The following is a 23,729-nucleotide window of genomic DNA, read 5'->3' on the forward strand; positions in this document are numbered from 1 at the left end:
ACTCACGATAACGATGGAAAAAGTCAGGGCCGGTAAATACATAGACAATGGAGAGCCGGGCGCTACCCGGTCCGGCCGGTGAGATCGCAAAAAGACCGCGTGCAGCGCGGCAGGCGATTATCGATCCGCCGCGAGTCGCGTTTCATGCGCTGGGACACAGAGGCCGTGCAGTTTTCGGCAATCTTTCGGACAGCGCCACGCGGGGCAGTCCGCACGCCTCTGGGTTAGAATGCAGGCAGATTCCTGCAGGAGCTTGCCATGTCGTCCTTCAAAGAAATGATCGAGAACATCACCCCGGAGATCTACCAGAACCTCAAGCTGGCGGTGGAGATCGGCAAATGGCCCGATGGCCGCAAGCTGACCCAGGAGCAGAAGGAGCTGAGTCTGCAGGCGATGATCGCCTGGGAGGTCCAGAACCTGCCGGAAGAAGAGCGCACCGGATACATGGGCGAGCAGAAGTGCAAGTCGAGTGGCGAGCCGATCCCCAACCTGCTGTTCAAGTCCTCGGACACCCTGCACTGATGGCCGAACTCGCACGCGGTGCGCTGGACAAGATGGCGACGCGCCTCGACACCCCGGTGCAGTATGCCCTGCGCCTGGGCGAAGCCCAGGTGCCGGTCAATCCGCTGCTCGGCAGGCCCCTGCGCCTGGAGTACCTGGGCGCCATCCATTGCAGCCATTGCGGGCGCCGGACCGCCAAGAGCTTCGGTCAGGGCTACTGCTATCCCTGCTTCAAGAAGCTGCCGCAGTGCGACACTTGCATCGTCAGTCCGGAGAGGTGCCACCATGCCCTCGGCACTTGTCGCGATCCGGCCTGGGGCGAGCGCTTCTGCATGACCGAGCACGTCGTCTACCTGGCCAATTCCTCCGGTATCAAGGTCGGCATCACCCGTGCCAGCCAGGTGCCGACCCGCTGGCTCGACCAGGGGGCGACCCAGGCGCTGCCGATCCTGCGCGTCGCTACCCGCCAGCAGTCGGGGCTGGTGGAGGACCTCCTGCGCAGCCGGATCGCCGACCGCACCAACTGGCGCGCCCTGCTCAAGGGCGAGGCCGCGCCGGCCGATCTGCCGGCTGTGCGCGAGCAACTTTTCGAAACCTGCCGGGAGGGGCTGGAGCGCCTGCAGGCGCGCTTCGGTCTGCAGGCGCTCCAGCCCCTGACCGACGCCGAGCCCGTGGAGATCCGCTACCCGGTGCAACACTACCCGGGGAAGCTCGTCAGCCTCGACCTGGACAAGACGCCGGTAGTGGAAGGAATTCTGCAAGGCATCAAGGGCCAGTACCTGATCTTCGACGTCGGGGTGATCAACATCCGCAAGTACACGGCGTACCAGCTGGCCGTCTCGGCCTGAGCCGAGCCCGGTTTTTATCCCTTCACCCCATTCCGCCGTCCCCAGGAGGGCGGGTATCGATGGAGCCGAACGATGCGTACCGAACAGCCGAAAACCGTTTATCTCAAGGACTATCAGGCGCCCGACTACCTGATCGACGAGACCCACCTGAGCTTCGAGCTGCATGAGGACCGCACCCTGGTGCATGCGCGCCTGACGATGCGCCGCAACCCGGCTCATGGCGCCGGCCTGCCGCCGCTGGTGCTGGACGGGCAGCAGCTGGAACTCCTGTCGGTCGTCCTCGACGAGCGCGAGCTGGGCGCCCATGAATACCAGGTGGACGACAGCCACCTGACCCTGCAGCCCGAGCGCGCCGGGTTCGTCGTCGAAACCCGCGTATGCATCCACCCGGAAAGCAACACCGCGCTCGAGGGGCTCTACAAGTCCGGCAAGATGTTCTGCACCCAGTGCGAGGCCGAGGGCTTCCGCAAGATCACCTACTACCTCGACCGCCCGGACGTGATGAGCACCTTTACCACCACGCTCACCGCCGAGCAGCAGCGCTACCCGGTACTGCTTTCCAATGGCAACCCGGTGGCCAGCGGCAGCGCGGACAACGGCCGGCACTGGGCGACCTGGGAAGACCCCTTCAGGAAGCCCGCCTACCTGTTCGCCCTGGTCGCCGGCGACCTGTGGTGCGTGGAGGACGAATTCACCACCATGAGCGGCCGCGAGGTGGCCCTGCGCATCTATGTCGAGCCGGAGAACATCGACAAGTGCCAGCACGCCATGGACAGCCTCAAGCGCGCCATGCGCTGGGACGAGGAAGCCTACGGTCGCGAGTACGACCTCGACATCTTCATGATCGTCGCGGTCAACGACTTCAACATGGGCGCCATGGAGAACAAGGGGCTCAACATCTTCAACTCCAGCGCCGTGCTGGCCAAGGCCGAGACCGCCACCGACGCCGCCCATCAGCGGGTCGAGGCGATCGTCGCCCACGAATATTTCCACAACTGGTCGGGCAACCGGGTGACCTGCCGCGACTGGTTCCAGCTGTCGCTCAAGGAAGGCTTCACCGTGTTCCGCGACGCCGGCTTTTCCGCCGACATGAATTCCGCCACGGTCAAGCGCATCGAGGACGTCGCCTACCTGCGCACCCACCAGTTCGCCGAGGATGCCGGCCCCATGGCCCACTCGGTGCGCCCGGACTCCTACATGGAGATCTCCAACTTCTATACCCTGACCGTCTACGAGAAGGGTTCCGAAGTGGTGGGCATGCTGCGCACCCTGCTCGGTGCCGAGGGCTTTCGCAAGGGCAGCGACCTGTACTTCCAGCGTCATGACGGCCAGGCGGTGACCTGCGACGACTTCGTCAAGGCCATGGAGGACGCCAACGGCGTCGAGCTGACCCAGTTCAAGCGCTGGTACGGCCAGGCCGGCACGCCGCGCCTGGAGGTCGCCGAGCAGTACGATGCGAAGACCGGGACCTGCACCCTGACCTTTCGCCAGAGTTGCCCGCCGACCCCCGGCCAGGCGCACAAGGAGCCTCTGGTGATTCCCGTGGCGCTGGCGCTGCTCGACGGCCAGGGCCGCGAGCTGCCGCTGCGCCTGATCGACGAGGCCGAGGCATGCGGTACCAGCCGGGTGCTGGCGGTAACCGCCGCCGAGCAGTCGTTCACCTTCACCGATCTGCCCGAGCGGCCGCTGCCGTCGCTGCTGCGCGGTTTCTCCGCGCCGGTCAAGCTGGTCTATCCCTACAGCCGCGACCAGCTGATGTTCCTCATGCAGCACGACTCCGACGGCTTCAACCGCTGGGAGGCCGGTCAGCAGCTCGCCGTGCAGGTGCTGCAGGAGCTGGTCGGCCAGCAGCAGCGCGGCGAATCCATGGTGCTCGACCGGCGCCTGCTCGTGGCGCTGAAGAGCGTGCTGGAGAACGAAACCCTGGATCAGGCCATGGTCGCCGAGATGCTCTCCCTGCCGGGCGAGGCCTATCTCATCGAGATCAGCGAGGTGGCCGACGTCTATGCCATCCATGCGGCCCGGGAGTTCGCCCGCCGCGAGATCGCCAGTGCGCTGTACGAGCCGCTCTGGCAGCGCTACCAGGCCAACCGCGAAATCTCGCGCAGCAGCGCCTATGTCGCTTCGGCCGAGCACTTCGCCCGCCGCGCCCTGCAGAACATCGCGCTGTCCTACCTGATGCTCAGCGAGAGGCCGGAAGTGCTGGCGGCCTGCCAGGACCAGTACCAGGCGACCGACAACATGACCGAGCGCCTCGCCGCCCTGGCGGTACTGGTCAACTCGCCGTTCGAGGAGGAAAAGGCCAAGGCGCTGGCCCTGTTCGCCGACTACTTCCAGGACGATCCGCTGGTCATGGACCAGTGGCTCGGCGTGCAGGCCGGCTGCCCGCTGCCCGGCGGCCTGGAGCGCGTGCAGGCGCTGATGGAGCACCCGGCGTTCACCTTGAAGAACCCGAACAAGGTGCGTGCGCTGATCGGCGCCTTCGCCAACCAGAACCATGTCAACTTCCACCGCGCCGACGGCCTGGGTTATCGCTTCCTCGCCGATCAGGTGATCATGCTCAACGCCCTCAACCCGCAGATCGCCGCCCGCCAGCTGGCGCCGTTGACTCGCTGGCGCAAGTACGACGAGGCCCGTCAGGCACTGATGAGGGCCGAGCTGGAGCGCATCCTCGCCTCCGGCGAGCTGTCCAGCGACGTCTACGAAGTGGTCAGCAAGAGCCTGCTCTGAGTAGCAGAGCCCCTGCCTTTCCCGGGAGCGGAAAGGCAGGGCGCGGAATGGCTTTGCGGACAACGTCGGCGAATTTCGTCCATTCGACCTTGGTATGGCTTCGACTTTCGTCTGGAAGCCAAATTGTCGCAAATGGATAAGACTCGGGCTCGTCGTCAACCTGACTCCGGGAAGCTCCCATGTATTCTGATCGTATTCGCCTGCCCTCCCTGCTTGAAAAAATCATGAGCGCCGACGAAGCCGCAGCGCTGATCCAGGACGGCATGACCGTCGGCATGAGCGGATTCACCCGTGCCGGCGAAGCCAAGGCTGTGCCCCTGGCACTGGCCAAGCTGGCCGCCAGCTCGCCGCGCAAGATCTCCCTGGTCACCGGCGCCAGCCTGGGCAACGATCTGGACAAGAAGCTGACCGAGGCCGGGGCCCTGGCTCGCCGCATGCCCTTCCAGGTGGACAATACCCTGCGCAAGGCGATCAACGAAGGCAAGGTGCTGTTCGTCGACCAGCACCTGTCGGAAACCGTCGAGCAGATGCGCTCCAAGCAGATCAAGGCTCCGGACATCGCCGTGATCGAAGCCGTCGCCATCACCGAGGAAGGTCACATCGTGCCGACCACCTCCGTGGGCAACTCCGCCAGCTTCGTCGCCGAGGCCAAGCAGGTGATCGTCGAGGTCAACCTGGCCCACAACCTGAATCTCGAAGGTCTGCACGACATCTATATCCCGGTCGCTCGTCCGGGCCGGGGTCCGGTACCGCTGGTCAAGGTTGACGACCGCATCGGTACCAAGGCCATTCCGGTCGATCCGGCCAAGATCGTCGCCGTGGTCATCTGCGACACCCCGGACTCGCCGTCCACCGTCACTCCGCCGGACGACGAGACCCAGGCCATCGCCGACCACCTGATCGCCTTCCTGGAGCGCGAAGTGGCCGCCGGTCGCCTGACCAAGAGCCTGCTGCCGCTGCAGGCCGGCATCGGCTCCATCGCCAACGCCGTGATGTGCGGTCTGCTGAAGTCCGACTTCAGTGGCCTGACCATGTACTCCGAAGTGCTGCAGGACTCCACCTTCGAGCTGATCGATGCCGGCAAGATGGACTTCGCTTCGGGCTGCTCCATGACCCTCTCCGAAGAGTGCGGCAAGCGCGTGTTCGGCAACATGGAGAAGTACAAGGACAAGCTGGTGCTGCGTCCGCAGGAAATCTCCAACCTGCCGGAAATCGCCCGCCGTCTCGGCATCATCGGCATTAACACCGCGCTGGAATTCGACATCTACGGCAACGTCAACTCCACCCACGTTGGCGGCACCAAGATGATGAACGGCATCGGTGGTTCCGGCGACTTCGCCCGTAACGCCCATACCTCGATCTTCGTCACCAAGTCCATTGCCAAGGGCGGCGCGATCTCCAGCGTGGTGCCGATGGTCGGCCACGTCGACCATTGCGAACACGACGTGGACGTCGTGGTGACCGAGCAGGGCCTGGCCGACCTGCGTGGCCTGGCGCCGCGCGAGCGCGCCCGTGCCATCATCGACAACTGCGTGCATCCGGACTACCGCGCTGCGCTGAACGACTACTTCGAGCGCGCCTGCGCCAAGGGCGGTCAGACCCCGCACATCCTGCGCGAAGCCCTGGAGTGGCACATCAACCTGGAAGAGCGTGGCAGCATGCTGGCCAAAGGCTAACGCCCGAGGTTCGCTCGACCCTGAAAACCGCGGCCCTCGGGCCGCGGTTTTCGTTTGGGCGCCAGATGGGCCGGGTGCGAAGGGTGGCTGGCCCGGGCGGCATTGCGCTCCTACTTGCACGACTTGCGCCGTGCACCCTCCGACCGCGCTCCATGAACTCTTCCGGCAGGGGCGCTGAAGCGCTCTTGCGCCATGTCTTCCGCCGGAACTGCCAGACAGCGCTAAAGGTTCCTGCTCCAGGAGGGCAGGCAGAGTCGTCGTGGTGACCTGGCTCGTCCAGCCCGTCGCCCGTCACCTTCAGTATTGCTGGGGTGGAGCGGATCGGTGCGACTGGCGAAGGCGGTCTGCCATGAAAACGGCAGCTGTCGGCGGAATTGCCTCCCTATGCGGGCTTCAGACCCGCCGCCATCCTGCCCACACCTTTCTCAGCGCGGATAGAGCGGCGGCAAATGGCTCTGTCCTGGGGCTGTGCCCGTCTCCTCGGCCGGCGGCAGATCGCGGATCGCCTGCCAGAGATCCTCGCCCTGCCAGCGCTGGCCGCTCTCGCTGTAGAGCGCGCCGTTCAACCCGTCGAGGGCGTCCGACAGGGGCACGAAGCGTGCCGCCATCGCGGCCAGGGTTTCCGGTTGCTGGCGGGCCCAGGCGTCGAGGGCCTGGCGGGTCGCCTGGGTGTCGTTGGCCTGGCAGGCGCGGCGCAGGTCGTCGAGCAGGCTGCGTGGACTCGGCCCGACGATGGCACTGCGCAGCACCGCCGGCTGGCGGCGGGCGCGCCACCAGAGGCCGAAGCCGAGCAGGGTGGTACAGAACAGCAGGGCGCTGGCCAGTTGCCAGATCCAGAGCTTCTGCCCCGGCAGGGGGCGGGAAGCAGTGCCGGGCTGCGATGGCTCCTCGGCCAGCGCCGGATTCTCCGCCACCATCAGGGTACGCGCCGGCAGGCGGGTGTGCTCCAGACGGTCGTGAACGGTGTTCCACCAAACCACCTCCTGCGCCGGCAGTTCGATGCGACCATCGCGGGTCGGCACCAGGGCCTCGCGCTCCTCGCGGCTGCCGATCAGGCCGCGCTCGCCTGCCTGGCTGGCAAGTTGCGGCTGGTCGGGGTAGCGGCGCAGGCCGTCGACCGTCGGGCTGACCAGCGGCGGCAACTGAGCGCCGCTCAGCCCGTCGGCCTTGAGAGTCAGCTGGCGGGTCAGCGACTCGCCGGCCCGCGCCTGTTCCGGCGCGGGACTCCAGTTCTCGCTCAGGATGAGCGCGCGGGCCGGCAGCCAGGGCGCGTCGGCAGGGTATTCGGCCGGTCTGGCCTTGACGATCAGGGGGATGGCCGGCGACTCGACGCGGATCTGCCGGCCGCTGTGCGGGCCGAAAGGCAGCAGGCCGTTGCGGTCCGGGGTACGGCTGACCTCGGTGGCGGTGAAGGCCTGGGCGGGGATCAGCAGTTCGCCGCTGTGCTGGGGAAAGAGCGCGTAGCGCACTTCGATCACTCCGTGGCGCACGCCGTTGACGGTGGTCTCGTAGGTGCGTGGCGCACCGAGCGCCTCGACGCGGGCGTCGGTCATCTGCAGCGGACTCAGGCTGCTGTCGTCGTAGAGCGACACCGAGTGGTAGATGCGCAGGGTGAGCACGACCTGGGCCTGCACGTAGACACTTTCCCGGTCAAGGGTGGCGTCGATGAACACCGACGCCAGTCTGGCCGGGGCGGTCTCGACCGCGCTTTGCTGCACGTGCAGGACGATCGCCTGGGTCTGGCGGTCGCCCAGGCGCAGGGGCGGGATCGTCAGCTGGCCGGGACGCCTGGGCTGCAGGGTGACGATCCAGTGGGTAGCGTTGCGGAAGTCCCCGGTCGTACTGCTCGGACGGTTGACCTGGCGGGTGCCGAGCACCTCGAAGTGCTCCTCGAGGGGGCTCAGGTCCGGTTTGCCGAGAGGCGCGGGATCACTGCTTTCCAGGGTCAGCTCGAGGGTTTCGCCGGTACCGAGGCGAGTGCGGTCGACCCGGGCGGTGAATTCCTCGCCCAGGGCCGTCCAGGCCAGCAGGCAGAGCAGAAGGATGCAGAACGGGCGGATCATGGACTGGCTTCCCGGTGCTGTTGCTGTTCATACCAGAATTTGCGCCGCAGCAGCTCTCCGGGATTGTCCGGAATCTGGCGCAGCCACTGTTCCAGAGCCTGGCGGTGCTCGTCGGCGAAGGGCTCGGGCGCGGCCGTGGCGATCGGGTCGGACTCCGGCGCTGCGTCACCCGTGGCCTGCGCTTCGCCTTGCGCCGATCCGCGGGCGCCCGGTTGTGCCGTCGCGTCATTCGGGCCGGCATCCTCGGACGCCTGCGGCGCCGGTGCGTCGGCCTGGCTGTCGTTCTGCCCGCCGCTCTGCCCGGACGGACCGTCCTGGCCTGACTGCGCCTGCTGCTGTTCGCCAGTACCCTCGGCCCCGGGCTGCTGACCCTGCTGCTGGCGCTGACGCAGCAACTCCTCGACCAGGGCCCTGTTGTGCAGCGCCGGCTCCAGGGCCGGCTGCAGTTCCAGCGCGCGCTCGTAGGCGTCCAGCGCGGCCTCCAGCTCGCCGGCCCGGGCCAGGGCGTTGCCACGGTTGTAGTGGGCGGCGGCACCCCGGCCCAGGGCGAAGCGCTCGGCGGCGGCGGCGTAGTCGCCGGCCTGGTAGAGGGCCAGGCCCTGCCACTGGCTGTCTTCGAAGCGTCGTGCGGCGTCCTCCGGCCGGCCGGCCTGGAGCAGGACGCGGCCCTGCTGGTCGGGGCGCAGCCACAGGTCGGTGAACTCGAAGGCCTGGCCGGGCTGGGGCAGACCTAGCAGCAGGGGCAGGGCCAGCAGCCAGCCGCGCCGGCCGGCGCAGGCCGCCAGCAGGAGCAGTGGCAGCAGCAGCCAGTGGCCCTGATCGGCCCAGGCATCGAGGCGCGCCGTCTCTTCGCCCTCGCGCAGCAGCTGCGGCCCCTGGAGCAGGCCGAGCCGATGAAGGTCGCGGTCGTCCAGGCTGACGCTCTGGTAGCGCCCGCCGAGGCTTTCGGAAAAGCGCGCAAGCCCGGCACTGTCCAGCTGGGCGAGGAGGATGGCGCCCTGTTCGTCCTTGAGGAAGCTGCCGTCTTCCTGGGCGATGGGCGCTCCGCCGGGGCTGCCGATGCCGAGGATGGCGAGGCGTTCGCCGTCGCCGCCGAGCGCCCGGGCGATGCCCTGGCGTTCCCGCTCGTCCAGCTCGCTGCCGATCAAGAGCAGTTGGCCGCGGCCCCGGGCGCCCTGTTCGAGCAGGGCCAGGCCGCGGGCCACGGCGAGGTCGGCGCGCCGCCCGGCGACCGGCATGATCGGCGGGGCGAGGGCATCCAGCAGGTTGCGGGTGGTCTCCAGGTCGTCGGACAGCGGCACCAGGGTGTGCGCGCTGCCGGCGTAGACGACCACCGCGGTCTGCGCCTCCTGGCGCGCCTCCAGCAGGTCGAGCAGCTTGTGCCTGGCCAGCGCCAGGCGGTTCGGCGCGAGGTCGCCGGCGAGCATGCTCGGGGTCAGCTCGAGCAGCACCACCAGCGGATCGGCACGCTTCAGGGGGAGCTGCTCGATGCGCTGCCAACTCGGGCCGAGCAGGGCGACGAGGGCGAGCAGCCAGGCCAGGCCGAGGGCGATCCACGGCAGGCGGTTGCCGCGTCCGGCGCGTGCACCGAGCAACGCCGCATGGAAGGCCGGCGGCAGCAGCAGCTCCCAGCGTCCGGCGCGTCGTTCGCGGTGCCAGAGCCGCCAGAGCAGCCAGGCGAGCAGGGGCAGCAGGAGCAGCCATTCGGGGCGCAGCCAGTGCGGCCAGAGGACGTTCATCGGCGTGATCCTCCCGGACGGGCGCGCGGCGGCCAGAGGGTGCGCGCTACCGACAGCAGGCTGAGCAGCAGCGCCGTGGCCAGCGGCCAGGCATACAGCGGACGCGCGGGGCGCGCCTGGGTCGGCGTCTGGGCGACCGGCTCAAGGCGGTCGAGGGTTTCCTCGATGGCGTTCAGCTCCTCGGTACTGCGGGCGCGGAAGTAGGTGCCGCCGGTCTCTGCGGCGATGGTGCGCAGGCTCGGCTCGTCGAGGTCCAGCCCGGGCGTCAGGCCGAGCAGGCCGGGCAGGCCGTCCTGCTGGGGATCGGCGCCGATGCCGATGGTGTGGATGCGTACGCCTTCCCCGGCGGCCAGGCGGGCTGCGACCTGCGGGTCGATCTCCCCGGCGGTGTTGGCGCCGTCGGTGACCAGTATCAGCACGCGGCTCTGCGCCGGTCGCTGGCGCAGGCGCTTGAGCGCCAAGCCGATGGCATCGCCCAGAGCGGTGTTCTTGCCGGCGATGCCGATCATGGCCTCCTCCAGCCAAATGCGCACGGTCTGGCGGTCGAAGGTCAGCGGGGCCTGCAGGTAGGCCTGGCTGCCGAACAGGATCAGCCCGACACGGTCGCCCTGACGGTCCTCGATGAACTGGCCGAGCAGGCGCTTGACCAGTTCCAGGCGGCTGATGGTTTCGCCCTGCCACTGCATGTCGGCGTATTCCATGGAGCCGGAGACGTCCACCGCCAGCAGCAGGTCGCGGCCGCTGGTCGGCAGCGGCCGGGGCTCGCCGACCCATTCGGGGCGGGCGGCAGCCGAGAGCAGCAGCAGCCAGAGCAGGACGAACGGCGCCTGTTGCCGCCAGCCCGGCAGGCGCAGGCGGGCACGGCGGCCGCTGAGGCTTTCCAGCTCGGCGAGGAAGGTCACCCGGAGCGCCGCCTCGCCGCTGTCGGCCGGCGGCAGCAGCAGGCGCAGCAGCCAGGGCAGCGGGGCGAGCAGGAAGACCCAGGGCCAGGCGAATTCAAACATGCCGGCGGATCCAGGTTTCCACGGCCTGGTAGAGGCCGTCGATGGCCTTGTCGTCGAGCCGGCATTCGGCGCGGTAGCCGCCCTCCACGAGAATCATCCAGCGGGTCAGGCCGGCAGCCGGGCAGCGGCTGTCGAGATAGGCCAGCCAGGCGCGGCCGCTCAGAGTATGGCTGTGGCTGTCCGGGTAGTGGGCGCGGCACAGGCGCTTGAGCAGTGCGTTAAGCTGCTGCAGCCAGGGCCCGGCAGGCATGTCGTAGGGCTTGCGCAGTTGCGCCAGCTCTTCCAGGGCGGCGACGCGCAGCGGATCGAGGGCCTGCGGCGGCGCCGCCGGTTCGCTGCGCCGCCGCGGGCGCTGCCACTGCAGCCAGCAGAAGGCCCCGAGCGAGGCCAGGGCGACCAGCGCCAGCAGCCACCAGCCGGGGGCCGGCGGCCACCAGGGCACGGTCGGCGGGGAAATCAGCGGCTGCAGCCGGTCGAGCGGGTTCATGGTTGTCATACCGGGCGCGGCTGCAGCCGCTCGCGCAGCTGCTCGATCAGTTCGAACTGGGTGCTGAGTGGCAGCAGCAGGCTGCCGAGGCGCTCGGCGAGGCGCTCCCAGCGTGCCTGGCGCACCTGGCCGAGGGCCCGGTAGGCCTGGCGCAGCTCGCTGTCGTGGGTGTCCAGCTCCAGCTGCGCGCCGTCCTGGTCGAAGCGCAGCAGGCCGGCGGCGGGCAGGGCGTGGTCAAGGGGATCGGAGAGCGGCAGCAGCAGCAGTTCGCTGTGCCGGCCGAGCAGCAGCAGCTGGCGCTCGGCGGTGTCGGACAGCGCCCGCTCGTCGCACAGCACCACCACCAGACTGCCCGGGCGCAGCACCTCGCGGGCGCGGCGCAGGGCCAGGCCGAAGCTGTCCGGCTCGTCCGGCAGTTCGCCGTGCAGGGCATGGTTGGCGCGTACCAGGCGGTTGAGCAGCTGCAGCAGGCTCTGCTTGCTGCGCCGCGGCTTGATCTCGTGGGGGGCGCTGCTGCCGAACACCAGCCCGCCGACCCGGTCGTTGTGCTCCAGGGCGGCCCAGCCGATCAGCGCCGCGGCCTGGGCGGCGAGCACCGACTTGAACTGTCGCGAGGAGCCGAAGAACAACTGCCGGCTCTGCTCGACGAGGATGAAGATCGGCCGCTCGCGCTCTTCGTGGAACAGCTTGGTGTGCGGTTCCTGGCTGCGCGCGGTGACCCGCCAGTCGATGTTGCGCACGTCGTCGCCGGCCTGGTAGACGCGCACCTGGTCGAAGTCCACGCCGCGTCCGCGCAGCCTCGAGTGGTGCGCACCGAGCAGCACGCTGCGGCGGACCGTGCTGGAGAACAGCTGCAGCTCGCGCACCCGGTGGCGGGTCTCGATCAGTTCGCCCAGGCTCACCCGGATGCCGTCCGGAGCCGCCGCCGGGCGCGGCCCGCCTGCCGCCTGCGGGTGCATTCAGGCCACCGCCACCACGTCGAGGATGCGCTGGATGGCCCGGTCCTGGTCGACTCCGGCGGCCTCGGCCTCGAAGGAGAGGATCAGGCGGTGGCGCAACACGTCGAACAGTACCGTCTGGATGTCCTCCGGGCTGACGAAGTCGCGCCCGGCCAGCCAGGCATGGGCGCGCGCGCAGCGGTCGAGGGCGATGGAGCCGCGCGGACTGGCGCCGTAGGTCAGCCACTCGCCCAGCTCGGCGTCGAAGCGCGCCGGCGTGCGCGAGGCCATCACCAACTGCACCAGGTATTCCTCCACCGCATCGGCCATGTACAGGCCGAGGATTTCCTTGCGTGCGGCGAAGATCGCCTGCTGGCTGAGCCGGTGCTCGGGCTTGGTCTCGCCGTGCAGGGCCTCGCCGCGGGCCTGCTGGAGGATCTTGCGTTCCACCGCGGCGTCCGGGAAGCCGATCTTCACGTGCATGAGGAAGCGGTCGAGCTGGGCCTCGGGCAGCGGGTAGGTGCCTTCCTGCTCGATCGGGTTCTGGGTGGCCATCACCAGGAACAGCGGCGACAGCTCGTAGGTGCGCCGGCCGATGGACACCTGGCGCTCGGCCATCGCCTCGAGCAGCGCCGATTGGACCTTGGCCGGGGCGCGGTTGATCTCGTCGGCGAGCACCAGGTTGTGGAAGATCGGCCCCTGCTGGAAGACGAAGCTCCCGGTTTCCGGGCGGTAGATCTCGGTGCCGGTGATGTCCGCCGGCAGCAGGTCGGGGGTGAACTGGATGCGATGGAACTCCGCCTCGATGCCCTCGGCCAGGTCCTTGATCGCCTTGGTCTTGGCCAGGCCGGGAGCGCCCTCGACCAGCAGGTGGCCATCGGCGAGCAGGGCGACGAGCAGACGGTCGATCAGCTTTTCCTGGCCGAGGATCTGGCCGGCCAGGTATTGCCGCAGTGCCATTAGCGCTTCTCGGTGATCCATCTCTCTACTTCCGCAAAAGGACCGCAGGTCTTGGCTGCCGCGGGGCAGCGGGCGCCACTTTAAAACAAAACATGGCGTTGCGCTGCCGTACTGATGGCCAGGCCGGCCGGTGGTCGTGCAGGCCGCCTGCGCTGCCCGCCCCGGCGCCTCCCGGTCCGCTGCGACGAGGGGGGCACCTTCGTGGCCGCGATATCGATTGCCGGGGACGTGGCCGGCTCGGACGCATCGAGGCGATTGTAGATGAGCACGGCGGCGCCGAAGGTGCGGCCGATCGGCACGAGGCACCCGGCACGGACGGCCGGGCACCCTGCAGTGCCGGCATGCGGGAAGCGGGGCCGCCTATGCTGCATGCAGGGACATTGCAAGGAGTACGAGCCATGGCGTTTTTCACGGCCGACAGCAAGGCCGACTTCCTGGTGCAGTTGCAGGCAGCCCTGGGGGCGCATCTGGACGAGCGGCTGATGCCCCAGGTGATGCTGTTCGCCGAGCGGTTCTTCGCCATGACCGCCCTCGACGAGCTGACCGAGCGGCGGCTGTCCGACCTGGTCGGCTGCACCCTGTCGGCCTGGCGGCTGCTCGAGCGCTTCGATCCGGCGCGGCCCGAGGTGAGGGTCTTCAACCCCGACTACGAGAAGCATGGCTGGCTGTCCAGCCACAGCGTGGTCGAGGTGCTGCATCCGGACATGCCCTTTCTGGTCGACTCGCTGCGCATCGAGCTGAACCGCCATGGCCATGGTATCCACAGCTTGCAGGGCGGAGTGTTCTGCGTGCGCCGCAACACCGTCGGCGAGCTGCTGGAGATCCTGCCGCCTGGCAGCCAGGGCGAGGGCACGCGCCGGGAGGCCCTGGTTTCCGCCGAGATCGACCGCTGCGCCAGCCCGGGCGAGCAGCGCGCGCTGGAGCGGGCGCTACAGGAGGTGTTCGGCGAGGTGCGTCTGGCGGTCGCCGATTTCGAGCCGATGACCTCCTGCGTACGGGGACTGCTGGACTGGCTGGGGCGGGCGCGGCTGACGGTGGACGCCGAGGAGCTGGCGGAGATCAAGGTGTTCCTGTGCTGGCTGCTGGAGGACCATTTCACCTTCCTCGGCTACGAGGAGTTCACCGTGGCCGACACCCCGGACGGTGGTGGCCGCGTCGTCTACGACGAGCGTTCCCTGCTGGGCCTGAGCAAGCTTTTGCGCACGGGGCTGGATCCTGCCTGGCTGCAAATCGAGCCGGATGCCCTCAGCTACCTGCGCGAGCCGCTGCTGCTGTCCTTCGCCAAGGCCTCGCAGCCGGCGCGGGTGCACCGCCCGGCCTATCCCAACTATATCTCCCTGCGCGAGCTGGACGAGGCCGGCCGGGTGATCCGGGAGTACCGCTTCATGGGCCTGTACACCGCTTCGGTGTACAACGAGAGCGTCCGCCACATCCCCTATATCCGCCGCAAGGCCGCGGAGATCGAGCGGCGCGCCGGCTTCGACAGCAGCAGCCATCTGGCCCGCGAACTCAGCCAGGTGCTCGAGGTGCTGCCGCGCGACGACCTGTTCCAGACGCCTCTGGACGAGCTGTTGCGCACCGCGATCAGTATCGTGCAGATCCAGGAGCGCAACCGCCTGCGCCTGTTCCTGCGCAAGGACCCCTACGGGCGCTTCGTCTACGGCCTGGCCTACGTGCCGCGGGACATCTACTCCACGGAGATCCGCCAGAAGATGCAGCAGCTGCTGATGGAGCGCCTGAAGGCCAGCGACTGCGAGTTCTGGGTGTATTTCTCCGAATCCATCCTGGCGCGGGTGCAGTTCATCCTGCGCGTCGACCCCAAGGTGCGGCTGGATTTCGACCCGCAGCGCCTGGAGCAGGAGATGATCCGGGCCTGCCGCTCCTGGCGGGACGAATACGCCAGCCTGATGGTGGAGAGCTTCGGCGAGGCCCAGGGCACCGGCCTTTTGGCGGACTTTCCGCAGGGCTTTCCGGCCGGCTACCGGGAGCGCTTCGCCCCCCACTCGGCGGTGGTCGACATGCAGCACCTGCTGTCCCTGGGCGACGAGCAGTCCTTGGTGATGAGCTTCTACCAGCCGCTGCGCCAGGGCGACCAGCAGCTGCACGGCAAGATCTACCATCCGGATACCCCGCTGCCGCTGTCCGACGTGCTGCCGATCCTCGAGAACCTCGGCCTGCGCGTGCTCGGCGAGTTTCCCTTCCAGCTGCGCCGGCGCGACGGCCGCGAGTTCTGGATTCACGACTTCTCCTTCACCTGTGCCGCTGGGGTGGAGGTGGACCTCCAGCAGCTCAACGACACCCTGCAGGACGCCTTCATCCACATCGTGAGCGGCGACGCCGAGAACGATGCCTTCAACCGCCTGGTGCTGAAGGCCGCCATGCCCTGGCGCGAGGTCGCCCTGCTGCGTGCCTACGCCCGCTATCTCAAGCAGGTCCGCCTGGGCTTCGATCTCGGCTACGTCGCCGCCACCCTGCTCAACCACAGCGACATCGCCCGCGAACTGGTGAGGCTGTTCCGTACCCGCTTCTACCTGGCGCGGCGCATCGCCGGCGAGGACCTGGAGGACAAGCAGCAGCGCCTGGAGCAGGCCATCCTCGGCGCCCTCGACAAGGTCGAGGTGCTCAACGAGGACCGCATCCTGCGCCGCTACCTGGAGCTGATCAAGGCCACCCTGCGCACCAACTTCTACCAACCCGACGCCGCTGGCCGGGCCAAGGGCCACTTCAGCCTCAAGCTCGACCCGCGAGCCCTTTCCGAGCTGCCGCGGCCGGTGCCGCGCTTCGAGATCTTCGTCTACTCGCCGCGCGTCGAGGGCGTTCACCTGCGGGGTGGTAAAGTGGCCCGCGGCGGCCTGCGCTGGTCGGACCGCGAGGAGGACTACCGCACCGAAGTGCTCGGCCTGGTCAAGGCCCAGCAGGTGAAGAACGCGGTGATCGTGCCGGTGGGCGCCAAGGGCGGCTTCGTGCCGCGGCGCCTGCCGGTCGGCGGCAGCCGGGACGAGACCCAGGCCGAGGCGATCGCCTGCTACCGGATCTTCGTCTCGGCCCTGCTGGACGTCACCGACAACCTCAAGGAGGACGAGGTGGTGCCGCCGGGCAGCGTGCTGCGCTACGACGGCGACGATCCCTACCTGGTGGTGGCCGCCGACAAGGGTACGGCGAGCTTCTCCGACATCGCCAACGGCATCGCCGCCGACTACGGTTTCTGGCTGGGCGACGCCTTCGCCTCCGGTGGCTCCAGCGGCTACGACCACAAGAAGATGGGCATCACCGCCCGCGGCGCCTGGGTCGCCGTGCAGCGCCACTTCCGCGAGCGCGGCATCGACGTGCAGAAGGACCCGATCAGCGTGATCGGCATCGGCGACATGTCCGGCGACGTGTTCGGCAACGGCCTGCTGCAGTCGCAGAGCGTGCGCCTGCTGGCGGCCTTCGACCACCGCCACGTGTTCGTCGACCCCGACCCGGACCCGGCGCAGAGCTTTGCCGAGCGGCGCCGGCTGTTCGAGCTGCCGCGCTCGACCTGGGCCGACTACGACCCGGCGCTGATCTCGCCCGGCGGCGGGGTGTTCCCGCGCAGTGCCAAGAGCATCCGGATCAGCCCGCAGATGCGCGAGCGCTTCGCCATCGCCGCCGAGCGGCTGACCCCCAGCGAGCTGATCAGTGCCCTGCTCAGGGCGCGGGTCGACCTGCTGTGGAACGGCGGCATCGGCACCTACGTGAAATCCAGTCAGGAGAGTCACGCGGACATCGGCGACAAGGCCAACGACGCGGTGCGGATCAATGGCAGCGAGCTGCGCGCCAAGGTGGTGGGCGAGGGTGGCAACCTGGGCTTCAGCCAGCTCGGCCGGGTCGAGTACTGCCTGAACGGTGGTGCCGGCAACACCGACTTCATCGACAACGCCGGCGGGGTCGACTGCTCCGACCATGAGGTGAACATCAAGATCCTGCTCGGCCAGGTGCTCGCCGCCGGTGACATGACCGGCAAGCAGCGCGACCGGCTGCTCCACGAGATGACCGATGCGGTGGCCGAGCTGGTGCTGAACAACATCTACAAGCAGACCCAGGCACTGTCCCTGGCCGAGCGCCGCGCGCGCCTGCATCCGGGCGAATACCGCCGGCTGATCGACGCCTTGGAGCACGCCGGGCGGCTGGACCGCGCCCTGGAGTTCCTGCCGAGCGACGAGCAGCTCGCCGAGCGCCTCGCCGACGGCACCAGCCTGACCCGCCCGGAGCTGGCGGTGCTGATCTCCTACAGCAAGATCGACCTCAAGGAGTCGCTGCTGGACTCCACGGTGCCGGACGACGACTACCTGATCCGCGACATGGAGGGCGCCTTCCCGGCGCTGCTGGTGGAGCGCTTCGGGCAGCGGATGCGCAGCCACCGGCTGCGCCGGGAGATCGTCGCCACGCAGATCGCCAACGACCTGGTCAACCACATGGGCATCACCTTCGTGCAGCGCCTCAAGGAGTCCACCGGCATGGACGCCGCGGCGGTGGCCGAGGCCTATGTGATCGTCCGCGACATCTTTCATCTGTCGCACTGGTTCCGGCAGATCGAGGCGCTGGACCATCAGGTCCCCGCCGAGCTGCAGCTGACCCTGATGGACGAGCTGACCCGCCTGGGCCGGCGCGCCACCCGCTGGTTCCTGCGCAACCGCCGCGGCGAGCTGGACGCCGCCCGCGACGTGGCGCACTTTGGGCCGCGGATCGTTGCCCTGGGTCTCAAGCTCGGCGAGTTGCTCGAAGGCAGTACCCACAAGCAATGGCAACTGCGCTACCGCGCCTATGCCGAGGCCGGGGTGCCCGAGCTACTGGCGCGGCTGGTCGCCGGCACCGGCTACCTCTACACCCTGCTGCCGATCCTCGAGGCGGCCGACGTCACCGGGCGCGAGCCGGCGGTGGTGGCGGCTGCGCACTTCGCCGTCGGCGGTGCCCTGGAGCTGCCTTGGTACCTGCAGCAGATCACCAACCTGCCGGTCGAGAACCAGTGGCAGGCGTTGGCGCGGGAGGCGTTCCGCGACGACATGGACGGGCAGCAGCGCGCCATTACCATTGCCCTGCTGCAGATGGTCGGCGGCCCGGAAGACGTCGAGGCACGGGTGGCGCTCTGGCTGGAGCAGAGCCAGCCGGCGGTCGAGCGCTGGCGGACGACGCTGGGCGAATTGCGCGCGGTGGGCGGCACGGACTACGCAATGTTCGCGGTCGCCAATCGCGAGCTGGCGGACCTGGCGCAGAACGGCGCACGTGGTGGAGGAGACGGGGCCTGATGCGGCCCCGCTGCCCGGGCCAGCGAGAGGGGCTCAGTGGTTCCGGGTGGGCGGCTCCCGCCGCGGACGGAAGCGCTGGCCGTGCTCGGGCAGCCAGCGGTAGAAGAAATAGAACTCGAAGAGCGTGGGGTGCGAGCAGTGGCAGAGGACGTGGGTGGTGGAGTCCTGAAAGCCGCTGTCGCACTGCAGATAACCCAGGTCGATCATCGGGGACAGCGCCTCCCGCTCCTCCGGGCTCACCCATACCCGCTTGCCGCGCGTTAAATCGACCACCAGGGCGCACAGCTTGGCGAGGGTGGCGCTTTCCCTGGGGGCTCCGTCGCCTGCCGGGGCGGGCGGAGCGTCCATGATCCGGTTGGCCGGCCTGAATCTGAAGGGCAGGCCGGTCTGTCGCCATTTTCTGACCATTGCAAACATCTCCTTGTCGTGCTCAGTCCATTTCGGAGCTTCCGACGGACAGCGGCCGCGTTCAGGTGATCGGACGCGGCCGGTGTCCGCATTCCGCCAAGCAGCTCGTGGCGGACGTATCTACGACCGGGAGACGAGCAAAAGGTTTGACCAATCTCTCGGGAAACTATTGCCTGCAGCTGGACCAGGGCCGGGTTTGCGTTATGGAGCAGGACCGGGCCGCCCGCATGGCAGCCTCTGCAGCGGCTCCTATTCGACGGGCTTGGCCAGTTGTTGCAGCAGGGCCTCGTGGAAGCGCTCCGGCGCCTGGATCTGCGGAGAATGGCCGAGGTCGGGGAAGGTCTCCAGGGTGGCGCCGGGAATGCGCTTGGCCGCCTCCCAGGACAGCCGCCGGTAGTCGCCGAGCAGCGGACGCAGCTCCGCCGATACCGCGTCCTTGCCGATGGCGGTGTTGTCCTTCTCGCCGATCAGCAGCAGGGTCGGCACCTTCAGCTGCTCGAACTCGTAGTACACCGGCTGGGTGTAGATCATGTCGTAGGTCAGGGCCGAGTTCCACGCCACGCGCTGCTTGCCCGGCCCCTGGAACAGGCCGGCCTGCATCTCCACCCAGCGGTCGAACTCGGGACGCCACTGGCCGGCGTAATAGGTGCTGAGCTGGTAGTTGCGGATGCCCTCGGCGCTGGTCTCGAGTTCGCGGGCGTACCACTGGTCCACCGTGCGGTAGGGCACGCCGACCGCCTTCCAGTCCTCCAGGCCGATCGGGTTGACCAGTATCAGGCGCTCCACCTGCTGCGGATGGAGCAGGGCGAAGCGGGTGGCGAGCATGCCGCCCATGGAATGGCCCATGAGGCTGTAGCGCGCAAGGCCCAGGGATTCCAGCAGCGCCCGGGTGTTGGCCGCCAGTTGCTGAAAACTGTACTGGTAGTGCGCAGGCTTGCTGGATTTGCAGAAGCCGATCTGGTCCGGCGCCACCACCCGGTAGCCGGCCTTGGTCAGGGCGGCGATGCTGCCTTCCCAGGTCGCCGCACAGAAGTTCTTGCCGTGCAGCAGGACCAGGGTGTGGCCGTTGGGCTCGGCCGGTTGCACGTCCATGTAGGCCATCTTCAGCGACTGGCCCTGGGACTCGAGGGTGAAGTAGTGGACCGGGTGGGGATAGTCGAAGCCTTCCAGCTCGGGGCCGTAGAGCGCAGGCTCGGCCGCCATGGCGGCGGGCAGGCCCAGGGACAGCAGGACGGGGTAGAACCGGCGGGACGGGGACAGCTCCTTCATGGACATCTCCTTGGGGCGGTGGGGCTCAGGCTCTGCCGGGAGCGCGCTCCACGGCCGCCGGCAGGCCGGCGAGAAAGTCGCTCACGTCCGGGGCGCCGGCCTGGCGGAGTCCTTCGCCGAGGGCGTTGGCCGCCGGGTGGCGGCGGGGCAGCAGGAGGAATTCGGGGGCACCGCTGCGGCGCAGCAGGGCGAGGCGGGCATAGGGCATGCCCTGGTCGAGCAGCAGGCCCATGAAGGCCGGATCGCTCCAGGCCTGCGCCGGCATGGCCAGCACGTGGTAGCGCCGGCGCAGGCCGGCCAGGCCGCTTTCGCTCAAGCGGTAGCAGGTCAGCTCGGCGGGCAGGACGATCTCCAGGCCGCGCCGCCGGGCATAGGCGACGGCGGCGGCGAAGGCCGGCAGGTGCTGCGGCTCGCCGGCCCAGAACAGCCGCTCGCCGCGCCACTCGGCCTGGCGCAGCTGCAGGCGCCCGGCTTCGGGAAAGCCGGGCACGGCCTGGCCGAGGGTGCGCACGAAGTCGTTGTAGCTGATGATCCGCACGGCGCGGCATTCGGGCGTCGCGCTGTAGGCTTCGAGGCCGTCGTACAGCGGGGCCTGCAGGTCCTTGCCGACCAGCCCGTCGACCTGGCGCAGGTCGATGCCGTCCAGGCTGCGCTGCTCCTGCTCGACCAGATGCATCAGCACGTCGCGGGCAGCTGCCTTGTCCTCCTGGACCGGGCCGGACAGGGCGTCGCGCGGCAGCTCGACCAGCCGGTGCAGGGGCGGATCGGCCTGCCACCAGATGCTTTCCTGAAGCGGCGGCAACGGCTGGAAAGGCAGGCGCAGCGCGCGGGCCTTCTGCAGCAGCTGACGCGGCGTGCGCCTCCCCAGACCCAGACGCTGGACAAGTGCGACGAGGCTTGGTGGCAGGAAAGACATGCTGGGACGATCCATTGACAGGCTGGCAAGACAGGCAGTGTGGCAGATGACTGTGCAGGTGCCTACCCTGAGCGACGGCATCGAATCCTGCAACCGCGCCTTTCCCCGGAGGAGACGGCGCCGACGAATTTTTCGCGGTTTTGCTGTCGGAAGACGCAGGGATTTTCATATCGATCGACAGTTCGGCTTCCGGGGGAGAATTCGCATGAGCACACGCCGCCAACTTCTTTCCGCCGCCGCGGCCGGAGCCGCCGTGCTGGCGGCTTCGCCCCTGCTCGCGACGGCGCAGGACAGTGGCTCGCTGATGCCGACCCGGGGCAAGCCGGGCAGCGGGCCGCTACCGACCAATGCGCCGGTCGCCGGCGGCAGGTTCCGGCCGCTCTCGCGCATCGGCCTGGGTGGCGTGGCCATCGGCAATGGCTTCGCGCCGGCCAGCGACGAGCAGAGCCGGGCCACGCTGCAGGCCGCCTTCGCGGCCGGAGTCCGCTACTTCGACACCTCGCCCTGGTATGGCCTGGGCCTCAGCGAGCGCCGCTTCGGGCATTTCCTGCACAACCTGAGGCCCGAGGAATACGTGCTGTCGACCAAGGTGGGCCGTCTGCTGACCGCAACCGACAGCCCGCCGAAAACCATGTGGGCAGAGCCTTCGCCGTTCACCTACCGTTACGACTACAGCGCGGACGGGGTGCGCCGCTCGATCGAGGACAGCCTGCAGCGGTTGGGCGTCTCGCAGATCGACATCGTGTTCATCCACGACCTGTCGCCCGACAACCAGGACATGGGCGAGCGCTGGGCCGAATACTTCGAGCAGGCAGCCAGGGGGGCGATCCCGGAGCTGACCCGGATGCGCGAGGAGGGGCTGATCAAGGCCTGGGGCTTCGGCGTCAACCATCCCGCGCCGGCGCTGCGGGCACTGGAGGTCGGCGACCCGGACATCTTCCTGCTGGCCTGCCAGTACTCGCTGCTCGATCATCAGGAAGCCCTGGACAACACCTTTCCGCAGCTCGCCAAGCGCGATATCTCGGTGGTGGTGGGCGCGCCGCTGCTCGCCGGCTATCTGGCCGGGCGCGACCGCTACCTGTATTCCGGCAGCGTTCCGGCCTGGGCGCCGGAGAAGCGCGAACGGATCACGGCGGTCGCCGACCGCTACGGCATCGACCTGCGCACCGCCGCCCTGCAGTTCGCCGCCGCCCATCCGCTGGTATCGGCCGTCATTCCTGGGGCGCGCACGCCCGAGCAGGCGCAGGCCAACGTGCAGTCGATGCAGGTCGCGATCCCCAACGAGTTCTGGGAAACCCTCAGGCGCGAGCAACTGATCGCGCAGAACGCGCCGGTACCCAGCCTGGCCTGAGATGCCGCCCGGCCAGCCGGGCCGGAAGGGCGCGGCCTGCGCGAAATCGGTCCGGCGAAGCGAGCAGACAGGCCCCGGATGCGCGCGGCGTGGCTATAATCGCCGCCCCACGCCAATCGCCGAGTCAAGCCTGCCCATGTACAACCTGGCCCGCCAGCTGCTGTTCAAACTGTCCCCGGAAACCGCCCACGAACTGACCATCGACCTGCTCGGAACCGGCGGCCGGCTGAGCCTCAACGGCCTGCTGTGCCGCAAGCCGGCGAGCCTGCCGGTGCGGGTGATGGGCCTGGAGTTTCCCAATCCGGTCGGTCTCGCCGCCGGGCTGGACAAGAACGGCGACGCCATCGACGGCCTCGCCCAACTGGGCTTCGGCTTTATCGAGATCGGCACCGTGACGCCACGGCCGCAGCCAGGCAATCCCAGGCCGCGGCTGTTCCGCCTGCCGGAGGCCGAGGCGATCATCAACCGCATGGGCTTCAACAACCAGGGCGTCGACCACCTGCTGGCGCGGGTCCAGGCCGCGCGTTACAGCGGCGTGCTCGGCATCAACATCGGCAAGAACTTCGACACCCCGGTGGAGCGGGCGGTCGACGACTACCTGATCTGTCTGGACAAGGTCTACCCGCATGCCAGCTACGTAACGGTCAATGTCAGCTCGCCGAACACCCCCGGCCTGCGCAGCCTGCAGTTCGGCGATTCGCTCAGGCAACTGCTCGAGGCCCTGCGCCATCGCCAGGAGGAGCTGGCCGGGCGCCACGGCCGGCGCGTGCCTCTGGCGATCAAGATCGCCCCGGACATGAGCGACGAGGAAACCGTGCAGGTCGCCCGGGCGCTGCTGGACACCGGCATGGATGCGGTGATCGCCACCAACACCACCCTCGGCCGCGAGGGCGTCGAGGGCCTGGCGCATGCCGGCGAGGCCGGCGGGCTGTCGGGGGCGCCGGTGCGCGAGAAGAGCACCCACACGGTACGGGTGCTGGCCGGCGAACTGGGCGGGCGGCTGCCGATCATCGCGGTTGGCGGCATCACCGAGGGCCGTCACGCGGCGGAGAAGATCGCCGCCGGGGCCAGTCTGGTGCAGATCTATACTGGCTTCATCTACAAGGGGCCGGCGCTGATCCGCGAGGCGGTGGAGGCCATCGCCGCGGCGCAGGCTGGCCGGCCGGCCGGGGCGCATTGAGCGCAACGAGAAAGGGCTCCCGAGGGAGCCCTGTGGTCTTGAGGCCTGACGCCTGCAGCGGGCGTTCAGGATGAGAATGCCGTGATCCCTCCGGTCAGCCTACGGCACGCAGTTGATTCAGGCGGTGGATGCCCGCAGTGCCGGTGAGGCCGTCCCAGTTGTCACCGCGGCCCTCGCGCCAGCCATTGAGCCAGGCTTGTCGCGTCGACGGGTGGGTGAAGGGGCAGAGTTCGCGGGATTTGCCATGAATGCCGTTCTGATAGCCACGCAGAAAAGCCCGTTCCAACGGATCACGCTTGAGTCTTCTCATAGGGTGCTGCCCTCACTGTTGACTGTTATGTCCCATTGGCCTCATGGCGAGACCTGGCAGCCTTGGCTGCCGACGAAACCGC

Annotated in this window: 17 protein-coding genes; 7 read left to right on the forward strand and 10 right to left on the reverse strand. The window is 68.7% G+C overall.

The features are described from left to right. Window positions 1–258: 258 nt before the first annotated feature. The 4 genes from GCU53_RS20495 (at window position 259) to GCU53_RS20510 (ending at window position 5,755) form a co-directional block, all read left to right on the forward strand. Entirely contained in the window at window positions 259–522 is a 264-nt protein-coding gene (locus tag GCU53_RS20495) for a YeaC family protein (RefSeq protein WP_152389230.1), read from the forward strand. Further along, window positions 522–1,349, forward strand: a complete 828-nt coding sequence (locus tag GCU53_RS20500) for a DUF2797 domain-containing protein (RefSeq protein ID WP_152389231.1) — start codon at window positions 522–524, stop codon at window positions 1,347–1,349. Before GCU53_RS20495 ends, GCU53_RS20500 begins: the two co-directional genes overlap by 1 nt. 72 nt (window positions 1,350–1,421) lie before the next feature. After that, entirely contained in the window at window positions 1,422–4,079 is a 2,658-nt protein-coding gene (gene pepN / locus GCU53_RS20505) for an aminopeptidase N (protein WP_152389232.1), read from the forward strand. A 179-nt stretch (window positions 4,080–4,258) separates the two neighbouring features. Then, a complete protein-coding gene (locus GCU53_RS20510; RefSeq protein ID WP_152389233.1) occupies window positions 4,259–5,755 on the forward strand; it encodes an acetyl-CoA hydrolase/transferase family protein in 1,497 nt (498 codons plus the stop codon). A gap of 425 nt (window positions 5,756–6,180) precedes the next feature. Here the strand turns inward: GCU53_RS20510 and GCU53_RS20515 are convergent, their stop codons facing one another. The 6 genes from GCU53_RS20515 to GCU53_RS20540 are packed head-to-tail and all read right to left on the reverse strand — an operon-like array spanning window position 6,181 to window position 12,967. Next, window positions 6,181–7,818, reverse strand: coding sequence for a BatD family protein (locus tag GCU53_RS20515; RefSeq protein WP_152389234.1), 1,638 nt, complete (start codon window positions 7,816–7,818; stop codon window positions 6,181–6,183). Then, the gene (locus GCU53_RS20520; protein WP_152389235.1) at window positions 7,815–9,557 is read right to left on the reverse strand and encodes a VWA domain-containing protein; all 1,743 of its coding nucleotides are present in this window, start codon (window positions 9,555–9,557) and stop codon (window positions 7,815–7,817) included. The genes GCU53_RS20515 and GCU53_RS20520 overlap by 4 nt, the downstream gene beginning before the upstream one ends. Next, entirely contained in the window at window positions 9,554–10,561 is a 1,008-nt protein-coding gene (locus GCU53_RS20525; RefSeq protein ID WP_152389236.1) for a vWA domain-containing protein, read from the reverse strand. Before GCU53_RS20525 ends, GCU53_RS20520 begins: the two co-directional genes overlap by 4 nt. Next, window positions 10,554–11,048, reverse strand: a complete 495-nt coding sequence (locus GCU53_RS20530; protein ID WP_208845348.1) for a DUF4381 domain-containing protein — start codon at window positions 11,046–11,048, stop codon at window positions 10,554–10,556. Before GCU53_RS20530 ends, GCU53_RS20525 begins: the two co-directional genes overlap by 8 nt. A gap of 5 nt (window positions 11,049–11,053) precedes the next feature. Then, the gene (locus tag GCU53_RS20535; protein WP_152389238.1) at window positions 11,054–12,007 is read right to left on the reverse strand and encodes a DUF58 domain-containing protein; all 954 of its coding nucleotides are present in this window, start codon (window positions 12,005–12,007) and stop codon (window positions 11,054–11,056) included. Continuing rightward, complete coding sequence (locus tag GCU53_RS20540; protein ID WP_152389239.1) at window positions 12,008–12,967, reverse strand: AAA family ATPase; 960 nt, start codon at window positions 12,965–12,967, stop codon at window positions 12,008–12,010. It lies immediately after the preceding gene. 377 nt (window positions 12,968–13,344) lie between these two features. Here GCU53_RS20540 and GCU53_RS20545 point away from each other — a divergent pair, with 377 nt between their 5' ends. Beyond that, window positions 13,345–18,213, forward strand: a complete 4,869-nt coding sequence (locus tag GCU53_RS20545; protein WP_152389240.1) for an NAD-glutamate dehydrogenase — start codon at window positions 13,345–13,347, stop codon at window positions 18,211–18,213. A gap of 33 nt (window positions 18,214–18,246) precedes the next feature. On the opposite strand, the gene GCU53_RS20550 is transcribed toward GCU53_RS20545, so the two are convergent. From GCU53_RS20550 to GCU53_RS20560, 3 genes are all read right to left on the reverse strand, one after another. Next, window positions 18,247–18,621: a hypothetical protein gene (locus GCU53_RS20550; RefSeq protein WP_152389241.1), complete on the reverse strand. Its 375-nt coding sequence runs from the start codon at window positions 18,619–18,621 to the stop codon at window positions 18,247–18,249. Window positions 18,622–18,870: 249 nt separating this feature from the next. Beyond that, window positions 18,871–19,896, reverse strand: coding sequence for an alpha/beta fold hydrolase (locus GCU53_RS20555; protein WP_152389242.1), 1,026 nt, complete (start codon window positions 19,894–19,896; stop codon window positions 18,871–18,873). 19 nt (window positions 19,897–19,915) lie between these two features. Beyond that, a complete protein-coding gene (locus tag GCU53_RS20560) occupies window positions 19,916–20,806 on the reverse strand; it encodes a DUF6685 family protein (protein WP_244306890.1) in 891 nt (296 codons plus the stop codon). Between the two features lie 205 nt (window positions 20,807–21,011). Between GCU53_RS20560 and GCU53_RS20565 the strand changes: the two genes are divergently transcribed. Continuing rightward, entirely contained in the window at window positions 21,012–22,157 is a 1,146-nt protein-coding gene (locus GCU53_RS20565; RefSeq protein WP_152389244.1) for an aldo/keto reductase, read from the forward strand. A gap of 136 nt (window positions 22,158–22,293) precedes the next feature. Further along, the gene (locus tag GCU53_RS20570; protein WP_152389245.1) at window positions 22,294–23,337 is read left to right on the forward strand and encodes a quinone-dependent dihydroorotate dehydrogenase; all 1,044 of its coding nucleotides are present in this window, start codon (window positions 22,294–22,296) and stop codon (window positions 23,335–23,337) included. Window positions 23,338–23,431: 94 nt separating this feature from the next. Here GCU53_RS20570 and rmf read toward each other — a convergent pair whose 3' ends face one another. After that, window positions 23,432–23,647, reverse strand: coding sequence for a ribosome modulation factor (rmf, locus tag GCU53_RS20575; protein ID WP_152389246.1), 216 nt, complete (start codon window positions 23,645–23,647; stop codon window positions 23,432–23,434). Window positions 23,648–23,729 lie beyond the last annotated feature (82 nt).

Origin of the sequence: Azotobacter salinestris (genome assembly GCF_009363155.1) — a bacterium.
Lineage (GTDB): Bacteria > Pseudomonadota > Gammaproteobacteria > Pseudomonadales > Pseudomonadaceae > Azotobacter > Azotobacter salinestris.

Coding starts and splice junctions, on each gene's coding strand:
- GCU53_RS20495 (WP_152389230.1), top strand. CDS start 259: ATGTCGTCCTTCAAAGAAATGATCGAGAACATCACCCCGGAGATCTAC.
- GCU53_RS20500 (WP_152389231.1), top strand. CDS start 522: ATGGCCGAACTCGCACGCGGTGCGCTGGACAAGATGGCGACGCGCCTC.
- pepN (WP_152389232.1), top strand. CDS start 1,422: ATGCGTACCGAACAGCCGAAAACCGTTTATCTCAAGGACTATCAGGCG.
- GCU53_RS20510 (WP_152389233.1), top strand. CDS start 4,259: ATGTATTCTGATCGTATTCGCCTGCCCTCCCTGCTTGAAAAAATCATG.
- GCU53_RS20515 (WP_152389234.1), bottom strand. CDS start 7,818: ATGATCCGCCCGTTCTGCATCCTTCTGCTCTGCCTGCTGGCCTGGACG.
- GCU53_RS20520 (WP_152389235.1), bottom strand. CDS start 9,557: ATGAACGTCCTCTGGCCGCACTGGCTGCGCCCCGAATGGCTGCTCCTG.
- GCU53_RS20525 (WP_152389236.1), bottom strand. CDS start 10,561: ATGTTTGAATTCGCCTGGCCCTGGGTCTTCCTGCTCGCCCCGCTGCCC.
- GCU53_RS20530 (WP_208845348.1), bottom strand. CDS start 11,048: ATGAACCCGCTCGACCGGCTGCAGCCGCTGATTTCCCCGCCGACCGTG.
- GCU53_RS20535 (WP_152389238.1), bottom strand. CDS start 12,007: ATGCACCCGCAGGCGGCAGGCGGGCCGCGCCCGGCGGCGGCTCCGGAC.
- GCU53_RS20540 (WP_152389239.1), bottom strand. CDS start 12,967: ATGGATCACCGAGAAGCGCTAATGGCACTGCGGCAATACCTGGCCGGC.
- GCU53_RS20545 (WP_152389240.1), top strand. CDS start 13,345: ATGGCGTTTTTCACGGCCGACAGCAAGGCCGACTTCCTGGTGCAGTTG.
- GCU53_RS20550 (WP_152389241.1), bottom strand. CDS start 18,621: ATGGTCAGAAAATGGCGACAGACCGGCCTGCCCTTCAGATTCAGGCCG.
- GCU53_RS20555 (WP_152389242.1), bottom strand. CDS start 19,896: ATGTCCATGAAGGAGCTGTCCCCGTCCCGCCGGTTCTACCCCGTCCTG.
- GCU53_RS20560 (WP_244306890.1), bottom strand. CDS start 20,806: ATGTCTTTCCTGCCACCAAGCCTCGTCGCACTTGTCCAGCGTCTGGGT.
- GCU53_RS20565 (WP_152389244.1), top strand. CDS start 21,012: ATGAGCACACGCCGCCAACTTCTTTCCGCCGCCGCGGCCGGAGCCGCC.
- GCU53_RS20570 (WP_152389245.1), top strand. CDS start 22,294: ATGTACAACCTGGCCCGCCAGCTGCTGTTCAAACTGTCCCCGGAAACC.
- rmf (WP_152389246.1), bottom strand. CDS start 23,647: ATGAGAAGACTCAAGCGTGATCCGTTGGAACGGGCTTTTCTGCGTGGC.